Origin of the sequence: Mesorhizobium sp. M4A.F.Ca.ET.022.05.2.1 (genome assembly GCF_003998845.1) — a bacterium.
Classification (GTDB): domain Bacteria; phylum Pseudomonadota; class Alphaproteobacteria; order Rhizobiales; family Rhizobiaceae; genus Mesorhizobium.
The window spans coordinates 1-13,114 of record NZ_RZOJ01000141.1 but is presented as its reverse complement, the minus strand read 5'-3'; the positions used below and the strand labels follow the sequence as shown (position 1 = coordinate 13,114).

General features: G+C 60.0%; 9 protein-coding genes. 6 read left to right on the top strand and 3 right to left on the bottom strand.

The features are described from left to right. The 6 genes from EN745_RS16980 to EN745_RS16950 form a co-directional block, all read left to right on the top strand. On the top strand, window positions 1-773 hold a 773-nt coding region (locus EN745_RS16980), incomplete at its 5' end, for a MurR/RpiR family transcriptional regulator (RefSeq protein ID WP_189363072.1). Window positions 774-1,464: 691 nt separating this feature from the next. Further along, window positions 1,465-2,391 carry a transcriptional regulator gene (locus EN745_RS16970; protein WP_127421817.1) on the top strand — a complete coding sequence of 309 codons (927 nt, stop codon included), beginning with the start codon at window positions 1,465-1,467 and terminating at the stop codon, window positions 2,389-2,391. A gap of 211 nt (window positions 2,392-2,602) precedes the next feature. Further along, window positions 2,603-4,108, top strand: coding sequence for an alpha-N-arabinofuranosidase (locus tag EN745_RS16965; RefSeq protein WP_127421816.1), 1,506 nt, complete (start codon window positions 2,603-2,605; stop codon window positions 4,106-4,108). Between the two features lie 113 nt (window positions 4,109-4,221). Further along, window positions 4,222-5,496, top strand: coding sequence for an extracellular solute-binding protein (locus EN745_RS16960; RefSeq protein WP_127421815.1), 1,275 nt, complete (start codon window positions 4,222-4,224; stop codon window positions 5,494-5,496). 59 nt (window positions 5,497-5,555) lie between these two features. Continuing rightward, complete coding sequence (locus EN745_RS16955) at window positions 5,556-6,440, top strand: sugar ABC transporter permease (RefSeq protein WP_127421814.1); 885 nt, start codon at window positions 5,556-5,558, stop codon at window positions 6,438-6,440. Next, window positions 6,437-7,279 (top strand): carbohydrate ABC transporter permease, encoded by an 843-nt coding sequence (locus EN745_RS16950; RefSeq protein ID WP_127421813.1) that lies wholly within the window; start codon window positions 6,437-6,439, stop codon window positions 7,277-7,279. The genes EN745_RS16955 and EN745_RS16950 overlap by 4 nt, the downstream gene beginning before the upstream one ends. A 50-nt stretch (window positions 7,280-7,329) precedes the next feature. Here the strand turns inward: EN745_RS16950 and EN745_RS16945 are convergent, their stop codons facing one another. The 3 genes from EN745_RS16945 to EN745_RS16935 form a co-directional block, all read right to left on the bottom strand. Continuing rightward, window positions 7,330-8,415 carry an ABC transporter ATP-binding protein gene (locus EN745_RS16945; RefSeq protein WP_127421812.1) on the bottom strand — a complete coding sequence of 362 codons (1,086 nt, stop codon included), beginning with the start codon at window positions 8,413-8,415 and terminating at the stop codon, window positions 7,330-7,332. 559 nt (window positions 8,416-8,974) lie between these two features. Continuing rightward, window positions 8,975-12,154 (bottom strand): efflux RND transporter permease subunit, encoded by a 3,180-nt coding sequence (locus EN745_RS16940; RefSeq protein WP_127421811.1) that lies wholly within the window; start codon window positions 12,152-12,154, stop codon window positions 8,975-8,977. Then, window positions 12,151-13,114, bottom strand: a 964-nt coding sequence (locus EN745_RS16935; RefSeq protein ID WP_127421810.1) for an efflux RND transporter periplasmic adaptor subunit, incomplete at its 5' end; no start/stop codon positions are given. The genes EN745_RS16940 and EN745_RS16935, both read right to left, overlap by 4 nt.

Sequence of the window (13,114 nt, the reverse complement as noted above, 5' to 3'; positions counted from 1 at the left end):
ATATTATTAGAAACATTGACAATCTTGCTTTCGAGACCGGAAGCTCGCTGGCCCGTATGGTGTCTGTTAGCGAGATTTCGGTCAGCCGTTTTCTGCGCAAGATCGGTTACAAAGGGATTGCCGGGCTGAAGCTGGAACTGCAGTTAGAAGCGGTCAACGAAAGGCATCTGACCGAGGAAACGTCCCCTTCCGATTGGCAAGACATGTATTCGGTCGTCCGGGAAAACGAGATGCGCGCGATCGATCGGCTGTTTCAGGAGTTTGGGAGCGAAAGCTGGAGGGAACTCGTTCGCGCAGTGGCGGATGCGGAACAGGTCTTTGTCACAGGCTTTCAGGCGCTCAAGGGTACGGCTGAAGATTTTGCCCGGCGGCTGACCCTGGCGCGCGACAACGTCCGTTTTCTGCGCGCCAATGACAATATGCTGGGTGAATGGCTGTCCTTTGTCGGAGATCGGCAGCCAAAGCCTTACGTCCTTGTCCTGATCGACGGGATTCCCTACGCCGGTGAAGGGCTGAGGATCGCCGAGATCGCAAAGAAAGAGTTGGGAATCAAGGTTGTGGTGATCAGTGATGAGACTTGTGAATGGGCACCCGCGGTGGCCGATCACATGCTGTTTGCTCCGTCCCGATCCGGCTTGTTCATAGAATCGACCGTGGCGCTCGTCCTGGTGCTGAACATCCTGGTCGACTCGGTTGCGAGAGCCAGTCCTGTGAACAGCAAGCTGCGGCTCGACAGATGGCAAATCCTGATGCAGCGTCTGAGCATCTTCTGATGACCGGCCATGGTTTGCGACAATCTGAGTTTCCTGAAGGGCTTGGTTATCCTTCGGTCAACATGCGCTCATTGACCCTTTGGGAAACAAGAGAACGCCGCTTGGATTGAAAACAAGTCCTCCCCCTCATTCTTAGGTTCGCCAGACCATACGAGTGAATACGAAGGAAATGGGTTGGCGAACCAGCCGCAAACATATTGATTTGCTGTCGAAAACGATGACCCTCCGGGCCAATCATGTCGTTATTTATCAATGACTTATCGCCAACTTAGCCAGATCCTGGCGGCGGAACCCCATCCATCGTGTTGATTTTATTGACTTATGGTGGGCTACCGAGGTCCACCAGACGAAGTAGAAGGGGATCGCGGCGACCGGCGGCCGAGCGATTTTGGGCTTCGAACACCTCGGCTCGGAGCCGCCTCAGCCGTCCCAGCGTTCCCGATTCGTCGGTCGCCATCAGCCGCGAGAAACCTGCCACGTCGGTAGCCAAGATCGCCGCAAGCCTGCGTTGCTCTTCTTGCAAGGGACGACCCTCCCGCCAGTCGGAACAATTTTAGCCTAAGAAACGGCGCGAGCGAGCCTTGTTCGGATGCCTGGAATCCGAAATTGGCGCTAGGGGAGCATAACGCCACCGTCTTTATTTGTATCTGATCTGCTGATACATAACTCCGTGTGACGAGTGCGGGGCCATATGTCGAATGAAATCACGGTTGTCGATCCGCTTGAGCGGCTTGACTTGTTGAAGAGCCTCGCGAGCGAGGTCCGGGTCCGGATTCTCGATCTGCTGCACCGCAAGGGGCCGAAAAACGTCAATCAAGTGGCCGAAGAACTGGGTCTTCCGCAATCAACGATTTCCGCAAACATCCAGGTTCTTGTCGATGTCGGTTTGATCGAGACGAAATCGCAGAAGGCGCGCAAGGGAAGCCAGAAGGTTTGCTATTCGACTTTCTCCGAGTTGGTTGTCGTCTTTAAGGACCGCACTCCGGCGCAGGATCTCGGCGTCATAGAAGTGGCGATGCCGCTTGGACTCTATACGAGATGCGAAGTTTCCGCTCCCTGCGGCCTGTGTTCAAAAGACGGCGTCATCGGACTTCTCGATGTGCCCGACACCTTTCTCGATCCTGACCGTATGCGGGCAGGGCTGCTGTGGTTCACGCGCGGCTTCGTCGAATACCAGTTTCCCAACAATGCGACGCTTGCCAATGCCAAAGTCGGCGGATTGGAACTAGCGATGGAGCTTTCGTCGGAGGTCCCGGGCACATCGAAGGATTGGCCATCGGACATTACGGTAGCGATCAACGGACACGAGATAGATACCTGGACAGCGCCGGCCGACTATGGCGACAAGCGCGGCAAGCATACGCCCGGCTGGTGGAAGTTGGCCGGATCGCAATATGGCGACCTCGCGCACTGGCGCGTCACGAACAACGGCACTTATCGCAACAACAACAAGGTTTCCAAATGCTCGCTGGCTGATCTGGAGCTCGAGCGGCACCGCTCGATCCGGATACGAATCGGCGTGAAGGAAGATGCGCGTCACCCCGGCGGCATAAACATCTTCGGTAGCGGCTTCGGCAATTACAGCAACGACATCGTTCTGCGCCTGCTGAAGGCCTAAGGGCACGGTCTCACGGAAACTGCGAACTGCTCCACTCTTTGTTTGGACGTAATTCCCAAGGGAAAGCGCTACGGCAATTCCAGGAAAGCCGCACACATCTTTCCTGGAATTGCTCCAGGCCCTTGACGGGCGGGCGAACTCCACCCTTAACTGACCCATGACCCGGATATAAATCGGAAAGTCGGATTGATAGTCCGCAGTGGGAGGGATCATGAAGGCCAGAGTCACGGCGAACGCGGCCTATGCCGTCGCGGATATCGACAAGCGTCTTTACGGCTCCTTTCTCGAGCATCTCGGCCGGGCCGTCTATACGGGCATCTACGAGCCCGGACATCCGCAAGCGGACGCCCAGGGGATGCGCAAGGACGTGATCGAGTTGGTGCGTGCGCTCGACACGCCGATCTGCCGTTACCCCGGTGGCAACTTCGTATCCGCCTACAATTGGCAAGACGGCATAGGGCCAAAGGAGAGCCGCCCGCGGCGGCTCGATCTTGCGTGGCGCACCACGGAGCCCAATCTGGTTGGCATCCATGAATTCGCCGACTGGGCCGAAAAAGCCGGCACCGAGATGATGCTTGCCGTCAATCTCGGTTCGCGCGGCCTCGACGAGGCGCGGGCGTTCGTTGAATACGTCAATCACCCGGGCGGCAGCTACTGGTCCGACCTCAGGGCCAAGAACGGACGCACGCAATCCTGGAACTGCCGCCTCTGGTGTCTCGGCAATGAAATGGACGGTCCCTGGCAGGTTGGCCACAAGTCGGCCAGCGAATACGGCCATCTCGCCAACGAGACCGCCAAGGCGCTGCGCGGCCTCGACCCGACGGTGGAACTGGTCGTGTGCGGCTCGTCGCATTCCAATATGCCGACCTATCCGCAGTGGGAAGCGACTGTGCTGGAAGCGACCTACGAGCAGGTCGACTACATCTCCCTCCACATGTATTTCGAGAATTACGAGAAGAATACGGCCGAATTTCTCGCTCTTCCGGCCAAGCTAGATCGCTACATTGGCACGGTCGCGGGCATCATCGACTACGTGAAGGCCAAGACCCGCTCGAAGCGGGACGTGAAGATCTCCTTCGACGAGTGGAACGTCTGGTACCATCAGCGCAAGCAGGACGCCGAGCGCATGCGCGGCTGGGACTGGCCGGAAGCGCCCAGGCTTCTGGAAGACATCTACAATTTCGAGGACGTGCTGCAGGTCGGTTGCATCATCAACACCTTCATCCGCCGGTCGGATATCGTTCGCATCGCCTGCATCGCGCAGCTGGTGAACGTGATCGCGCCGATCATGACCGATCCCGGCGGCGCCGCCTGGCGGCAAACGATCTACTGGCCATTCATGCTGGCCTCCAGGCACGGCCGCGGCACCGCGCTGCAACTCGCGGTCGAGGTGCCTACCTATGACGCGGCCGCGGCCGACAAAGTGCCGTGGCTCGACATTGCAGGCGTGCACGATTCGAGCGCCGGCACGCTGACCTTTTTTGCAATCAACCGGCACGGGTCCGAGGCGATAGAGGCCGACGTCGCCCTCGAGCGGTTCGCCGCCAAGTCCATCGAGCACACGATCATCCGTCACGACGACCTCGAGGCCTGCAACACGAAGGACGCACCGGACAACGTATCGCCTGTCAAAGGCAACGGGGCAGCGCTCACCAGCAAGGGAATGACACTTAACTTGCCGCCGCATTCCTACTCGATGGTCCGCGTGACGCTCTGAGTTAATATCCGATTATCTGATATATACCCTAAAATCCGTTGCAGGCGGTTCGGTTTGGTGTAGCATTGAGACGTTCAAGGCGGATCTAACCGCCGTACTCGGGAGGAGCTGAGATGAACTTTCGCAAGATGATGGCCCTAGCGGTGGTTGCGGCCGGAGGATTTTGGGCTGTCGCGGCCCACGCCGAAGAAACAGTCGCATGGTGGGATTTCCTCGGCGGCGGTGACGGTGTGCGCATGAAGCAGATGATCTCCGACTTCAACGCCGCCCACGCCGGCAAGATCAAGATCGACGCCACGACGCTGGAGTGGGGCACGCCCTTCTACGCGAAGGTGCAGACCTCGGCCGCGGTCGGTGAGGCGCCTGACGTCATGACCTATCATGCCAGCCGCATCCCCTTGGCGGTGAGCCAGGACATTCTCGAAGAAATCACCGCCGACGATATGAGCAAGATGGGCCTCTCGGCCTCGGACTTCGCCCAGACGACGATCGGCGCCGTGACGGTCGACGGCAAGCAATACGCGGTGCCGCTCGATACCCATCCGATCGTCCTGTACTACAATCGCGTCCTCCTGAAGAAGGCAGGCGTGCTCGGCGACGACGGGCGTCCCGTGGGTTTGAGAAACAAGGAGGAATTCACCGCGACACTGCAGAAGTTGAAGGATGCCGGCGTCGAGTTCCCGCTGGGCAGCGTCACCGCCGACGGCAACTTCATGTACCGCACCATTTATTCGCTGATGTGCCAGCAAGGCGGCGAGCTTCTGACGGGCAACGAGTTCCTCGCCGGCGACAATCCTGAAAAGCTGGCGAAAGCGTTAGCGGTCCTGCAAGGGTGGACGAAGGCCGGGCTGCAGTCGACCTATACGGACTATCCCGCGACCGTCGCCCTGTTCACCTCGGGCAAGGCCGCAATGATGATCAACGGCGTCTGGGAAGTTCCCACGATGACCGACCTCGCCAAGCAAGGCAAGCTGTTCGACTGGGGCGCCGTCGAGATCCCGGTGATCTTCGACAAGCCATGCACCTATGCGGACAGCCATTCATTCGCAATCCCGAAGAACAAGGGCAAGGAAATCAGCCCGGAAAAGCGTGCCGCCGTTCTCGAGGTGATCTCCTGGATGGACAAGCACTCGCTGTTCTGGGCCACGGCAGGGCACATCCCGGCCTACAGGCCAGTCACCGAATCGGCTGATTACAAGGCAATGGAGCCCAATGCGACCTACTCGACGCTGACGGCCAACATGATCTTCGATCCGAAGTCGCCCAAGGCTGGTGTCGCCGGGCCGATCTTCGACATCATGTCCAACTATTTCGTGCCGACCCTCAATGGAGAGATGGACCCCGGCGAGGCGGTGAAATCCATCAAGGAAGAGCTGAACAGCATGTAGGGCTCAAAGGCTGGGACCGTCCTGTCCAGAGCGGTCCCAGTCATATTTGAGGAAGAGCCATGCTTCGCAACTCCCGCACTGAACGTCTCGTCGCGCTGGTGCTGGTCGCTCCCTTCCTGGCGATCTATCTGCTGGCGTTCGTCTATCCGATGGTCCAGATGTTCCGCATCTCCTTCACCGATGCGCCGCTGATCGGCGCGGGTCGGTGGGTTGGTCTCGACAACTACCTGCGGCTCGACAACGACCCGATGTTTCGGCGCGCGCTCTGGAACACCGCTTATTTCGTGCTGATGACGGTCGTTCCAGGGACACTCATCGCCCTGTTGATCGCGCTAGGCGTGTCGCGGCTCAAGGGCCGCTTCCAGTCGATCGTGCTGGCGCTGTTCTTCCTGCCCTACATCCTGCCGGTGTCCGTCGTCTATCTGATCTGGGACTGGACGCTGAATTTCCAGTTCGGGATCGCGATGCATGTGCTGGACTGGCTCGGAATCCCGCGCGTGCCGGTCTTCAAGTCGCGCGTCTGGTTCTTGCCAGCTGTGGCCGGGGTGACAATCTGGTGGACCGCGGGCTTCTCGATCCTCCTCTTCCTTGCCGGACTGCGGTCCATACCAGCGGAGATCTACGAAGCCGCGGCGATCGACAACTCGACGCGATGGACCACGTTCCGGCGCATCACCTGGCCGCTGCTGTGGCCGATCACCTCGCTGGTGTTCACCATCCAGCTCATCTTGCAGCTCAAGATCTTCGACCAGGTCTATCTGTTCTCGATCGGCGGCCGGCCGAACGACAATATGGTGCTCGTCTACTACGTCTTCCAGAAGGCCTTCCAGCAGGACCAGGGAGGCAGGGCGGCGGCTGTCGCCGTCACCCTCTTCGTGCTTGTGGTGGTCGTCTCGATCCTGCAATTCCAAATGCTCCGGTTCGCCGAAAGGCGGCGCCGATGAACGCCGTGGCTGCGCAACGCTGGAACTTCTGGGGCGGGATCATCACCGCACTGACGCTCGTCTGGGCCATCCTTTGGGCGTTCCCGCTCTACTGGGGTGTGATCTCATCGCTCAAACCGGACGACGAGGTCGTACGGCCCTACATCGAACTCTGGCCCGAGACGCCGACGCTGGAGAACTATATCAGCGCCATGACCACCACGCAGATCGGCGCCTGGTACGTCAATTCAGTGGCGGTCGCGGTCGGCGTAACGGTCATCACCATCTTCATCTCGATGCTGTGCGGCTACGCAATCTCGCAGTTGCGGTTCCCGGGGCGGATCGCGCTTTGGTGGCTGATCCTTGCCTCCTTCATGGTGCCGACTTCGGCACTGATCATCAATCACTTCGTGCTGGTCGCCAACCTCGGCCTGCTCAACAGCTGGGCCGGAATCATGTTGCCGCAGCTCATCCACCCCGTCATCATCATCGTGTACAAGCAGTTTTTCGATCAGGTCCCGAAGGACTTCCGCGAGGCTGCGGTCATGGACAATGCATCTGAATTCGGGATCCTCTTCAAGATCTACATGCCGATGAACTGGGGGGTAACCACCGCGCTGTCGATCGTATGCTTCATCTGGACGTGGAACGCGTTCTTGTGGCCGTTCCTCTCCGTGACCCGCACCGAGATGATGACCATCACGGTCGGCATCACGCAGGTCAACGACGCCTTCGGTGTCTACTACGCGCGCCAGCTGTCGGCAGCCGTACTGGCCGGCCTGCCGGTGGCACTGGCCTACCTCTTCTTTCAGCGCCGGGTAACCGAAGCGATAACGCTCTCGGCAGGTATCAAGGGCTAGAACCCGGCAAGTGCACCGCAATGCCGGAGGGCACGACCCGCTCGGCGGGTTCAGGCTCCGTCGGCGCGTGCATGCCAGGCCGACCCGTCCGCGGCAAAGAGATGCAGGGCCGTGGTGTCGAACTTCAGCCGAACGGCGTCGCCCGGTTTGACGCTCGAAAGCCCGCGATCCTGTGCCGTCACCTGTGTCCCATCCGCGAGCCGCGCATAGACGAGCGTTCGCTCGCCAAGGCGCTCGACAACGGTGGCCGTGGCGGATGTTTGATTGCCCTCGGCGACGACAGTCAGAGATTCCGGCCGCACTCCGAGTTCGCGCCAATCCATGTTGGCCGACGTGCCAGGAAGTTCGACGAGCGATCCATCGGTCAAGCGCGCATTGAGCCTGTCGCGCGAGCCCGAAACCGTGACAGGCAGGATGTTCATCGCCGGCGACCCGACGAAGGTCGCGACGAAACGCGACGCCGGACGTGCATAGACATCGACGGGTCGTCCCATCTGCTCTATCCGGCAATTGTTGAGGATTACAATGCGGTCGGCGAGCGTCATCGCCTCCACCTGATCGTGGGTGACGTAGATCATCGTCGACTTCAAACGCTGATGCAGTTCGGCAAGCTCGACGCGTGTACGGGCGCGAAGCGCCGCATCCAGATTGGAGAGTGGCTCGTCGAACAGAAATGCCTTGGGCTCCTTGACGATCGCACGCCCGATGGCCACGCGCTGGCGCTGCCCGCCGGAGAGCTGCGACGGCCGCCGGTGAAGCAGCGCTTCGATCTCCAGGATACGCGCAGCCTCGGCGATCCGCTGGCGGATGACATCCGGCGCGACCCGAATGTTCCTCAGCCCAAAGGCCATGTTCTCCGCGACCGTCATATGTGGGTAAAGGGCATAATTCTGGAAGACCATCGCAACGTTGCGCCTGCCCGGCGCAAGGTTCTCCGAGCGCACCCCGTCGATCGTCAGCGTGCCCACGTCAATGCTTTCGAGGCCGGCGATCATGCGCAGCAGCGTCGTCTTGCCGGAACCGGACGGACCGAGAAACACGACCAGTTCTCCCGGCTCGATGTCCAGGCTCACGTCACGGATCACTTCGACGGCGCCGAAGTGCTTTGATACGCCCGAAAGCGTGATTCCCGTCATGCTTGCGATCCTTCTTTCCTACATAATTTCGGATAAATACCCGATGTCAAGGAATGTGGAGCTACGGCACAATGAGCGCCTCATTCCTGGTCCGCGGAACAGCTGCCAGCTGTCCTGCCAACAGTGGGCGGTTTAAGAGGTTCGCCAGACCATACGAGATCATACGAAGGAAATGGGTTGGCGAACCAGCCGCTAAAGTGTTTGATTTCCTATGGAAAACGATGACCCTCAGCGACTAACACAATCGTTGTCCATCAATAGACGAAGCGGTTCGCCAAGATCGAAGGGCATTTAGCTTATGCCGGATGGCAACTTTGCGCCTTCTCGGATGAAACCTATGCCAGCAGCGTCGCAGTCGACCCTGCTTTGTGGAAACCCCTGGTTGGTCGACACAGCGTCAGCTCGATCCGCGCCGTCTGGCTAGAATCGAATTCAAAGCGCGCGGTGCTACGCCTGGTCGGGCTCGCCAAGAATCTCGCCCAACCAGTCCGCGGATGGGGTTGCGCGAGTGCGCAGCCGTTCCCTCAGGAGCCCTGTTCATCCAGCCAAGTGGGGTGCTTCAGTCTCGACACGAGCCCGCCGTTGTTAGGGGCTGGCAGACGCTCCGAAACGATCCGCTCAGGGCGAAGGCATTTCGCCTCGCCGCGTCAGTGATCGCCCGCAATGACTCGCGCTTCTCATTGCCAGCCAGCTGTCGGCGCACAAGGCGCTTGAGAAGCTCCAACAGGTCGTCTGTGAAGGTGAAGACCACAGGAATGACCACTAGGCTGAGAACGGTTGAAGTTATCAGGCCGCCGATGACGACGATTGCCATAGGTTGGCGGAAGCTGGAGTCGCCTCCGCTCAGGCTGAGCGCAACCGGAAGCATGCCGCAACCCATGGCGACAGTCGTCATCACGATGGGGCGCGCACGCTTGTGGCATGCGTCGACGAGTGCCTCAAAATGCGACAAACCCGCACGCCGCAGCAGGATCGCGTATTCGACCAGAAGAATGGAGTTCTTGGTCACCACGCCCATCAGCATCAGCAGTCCGATTACCGCCGGCATGGAGAAACTGATTCCAGTCAGCACCAGCGGCAATAGCGCTCCTCCGAGTGATAGCGGCAGCGCCATAAGGATGGTGACCGGCTGCAGGAAATCGTGGAAAAGCAGGACCAGCACGGCGTAGATGCAGAACACGCCGATCGCCATGGCGATGGCGAAGTTGTCAAAGAGTTCTGAACTGCGCTCGAGTTCGCCTTGCTCGACGAGCTTGACGCCGTCAGGAAGGTTCTGCAGGGCGGGTAGCGTCTTTGCCTCGCCGTACACGTCGCCGAGGATACGGCCATTGAGTTCGACCGAAAGCGTCACGTTGCGAGAACGGTCGATGCGGCTGATCTCCGACGGGCTGCCGCCAATGCGGATGTCGGCGACCGAACCTAGGTTGACGCTGCCGCGGACGCCCGCAACGCGAAGGCTGGCAATGTCGTTCAGCGTTGTGCGGCTGGCGGGATCGAACCGCACGCGGATGGAGATCTGGCGCTGTGGCAGGTTGAGCTTGGCGAGCGACGAGGAATAATCGCCATTCGTCGACACGCGCACCGCCTCGGAAATTGCCTCCGCAGTGACGCCGAGCGCGGCCGCTCGATCGAGATCAGGAACGATCTGAATTTCGGGTGCTTGTAGCGACGCGCTGGAGGTGACTGCGCCGATGCCTTTGAGCGTGCGCAACTGTTCCTCGAGCGCCAATGCTGCCTTGTCGAGCGCGTTGGCGTCGTCGCTGGCGAGCGTGATCGTCAATGTCGTGCCATTGCCGCCCATGCCCACGGCGATCCTGATCCCGGGCAGCACAGCGAGTGCCTGCCGTATGTCATTTTCGATCTCAATTTGCGATTCGCTACGTTCGTCGATCTTCTTGAGGTCAACAACGAGCGACGAAGTGGCCGTATCAAGTGTTGTGGACGAGTCGATAAGGTCGCTCGATGTCGCTGTTCCAACACTGGAAAAGACCCGCGTGACCCCGGGCAAGCTGGAAACGATTTCGACGGCTCGCCGCGTGATTGCGTCCGTCTGTTCGATCATGCTGCCGGGCTGCAGCGTGAGGGTCACCTGCGTTTGCGCGTCATCTGTCGGTGGCATGAAGCCAGCGCTCAACAACGGGATTGTCGAAAGCGAGAGGCCGAGAAACAGGCAAACGCCAAGGACCGTCAGTATACGGTGGCGAAGGCAAGTTTTGACGAATGTCAAATAGGATCGCATCACCCAGCCGTCCCTGTCGTCGACGGAATGGGCCTTCATCATATAGGCGGCCATCATTGGCGTCAGCAGGCGCGCGACGAGCAGGGAGGCAAGTACCGCCACCGCGGCCGTCACTCCGAACTGGCGGAATACCAAGCCCGGAATGCCGCTCATGAAGGCGGTCGGCAAAAAGACTGCGACCAGCGTGAAGGTCGTAGCGATGACGGCAAGCCCGATCTCGTCCGCGGCCTCGAGCGCAGCTTCCGCTGGGGGTTTGCCCATATTGATATGGCGCGCGATATTTTCGATCTCGACGATCGCATCGTCGACGAGGATGCCGACAACAAGCGAAAGAGCCAACAGCGTCACGGTGTTCAAGCTGAAATCCGAAAGGTACAGCACCAGGAAAGTTGGAATTACAGACAGGGGCAGAGCCACCGCTGAGAGGAACGTCGCGCGCCAATCGCGCAGGAACAGCCAGACGACGATGACCGCAAGAACTGCGCCTTCGTAGAGCATATGCATCGAGCCGTCGTAATTTTCGATGATTGGTCCGACGGTGTTGTAAGCTTCGACGATCTCGACATCCGGATTAGCGGCGGCAAAGCTTTGCACGGCCGTTTGGATAGCGGCCGCGACACCGGTGTCCGAAAATCCATTCGACCGTTTGACCTGGACAGCGATCCCGGGTTTGCCGTCGAGATAGGCAATCGATGTCCGATCGGCGAAGCTGTCCTTGACCGAGCCGATTTCGTCCAGGCGCACGAGCGCCCCACTTGGCAGCGGGATTGCAAGACCCTTCAGTTCCTCGATGGAAGAAACTGAGCCCAATGTACGGATAGCCTGCTTGCTGCCGCCTACTTCAGCGCGGCCCCCGGAGGCGTCTGACTGCATGGCTTTGAGCTGTGACGAGACCGTCGCGGCGCTAAGACCGAGCGCGCTCATGAGCTGTGGATTGAGATCGATATGAACTTCTCGATTGACCCCGCCGACGCGGTTGACTGCGCCGACGCCGGAAGCGGACAGCAACGCCTTAGTCATGTCGTTGTCGACCAACCAGGAGAGCTCCATCTCATTGAGGCGGGCGGAACGCACCATGTAGGTGCGAAGAACCGAGCCTTGGACACTCACCTTCGTTACGCTGGGCGCCTGCATTGCGGCAGGCAGGTCACCGCCGGCGCTGTCCACGGCATTGCGAACCTCATTCAGGGCTGCCTCGCTATCCTTTCCCAACTGGAAGGAAACGTTAATGGAAACCGAGCCATCGGTGACCGTTGTCGATACGTGATCGAGCAGGGTTAGCGAGGCGAGCTTGTCCTCGATCTTGCGCGCTACCTCGGTCTCGAGCTGGGCCGGTGCGGCGCCTTCCAGGCTGGCGCTGACATTGATCGTCGGCAGGTCCATGTCCGGGAAATTCTGCACCGCCACCCGATCGAAGGCGAGCAGACCGCAGGCAGTCAGAAGCACAAACAGGAGAATGGAGGGGACAGGATTGCGAATCGACCACGCGGAGAAGTTCATTGCGCTTCCGCCTCCACCCTGACCAGTGCCTTGTCTGAAAGGAAGGCGCCGCCCGTTTTCACGACATCGGCAGAGCGATCGAGACCCGAGAGGATTTCCACCTCGTTATCGCTGCGGCGCCCGACACTGACACCAACGCGTGACGCGCGCCTGTCTGCATCTACGGTGAAGACATATGCATTGCCGTCCCGCATCACGAGCGCGGTCTCGGGCACGGTTAGCGCCGAGCTGGTCTCAAGCTCAATCTGGCCGGCGACATAGAGGCCAATGGGCGGATGCGCCTCGGGCGGCAACGCCACATAGGCGAGCGCCCGCCCGGTATCGGCGCTGACGGTCGGTCCGACCAATCGGACTGTTCCTTTGACGCGGCGGCCGCTGGGACTGAAGATCGTAGCGTTGAGGCCTTCCTTGACGCGGGACAGGTAACGCGCAGAGATTTCGGCCTGCCATTCGACCCGCCGCTGGCGAACGAGGCGAAACAGCTCGGTTCCGGACGAGACGACGGCGCCGAGTTGAGCCGTGCGGGACGTGATCAGTCCGTCATCGGGAGCGACAATCGTGGTCTGGTCGAGGTTGATTTCCTGGCCCTGTAGCGAGGCCTCGGCGGATTCGACGCCTGCCTCTGCCGTCTGCTCGGCAATGAGATAGTCAGATATTTTCTCGTCGGAAAGTGCTCCGCTTCCCCGCACCTTGCGAGCACGCTCAGCGTTGGCATTGGCTTTGGCGAGATCCACCTTGGCGGTTGCCAGCGCGGCTTGCGCTTTGCGCAGATCCGCGCGGGCACCTTCGTCGGAAAGCCGGACGAGGGGCTGGCCTTTCGACACAATCGATCCGACATCGACAAGGACATCCGTCACTCGCAAATCTCCGACCTCCGCGGCGATGATCGCCTCGTGCCAGGGCTTCAGCCAGCCGCTGGCCGGCACGGTTTCGGGCCACAGGCGCTCTGCGGGCTTTTCG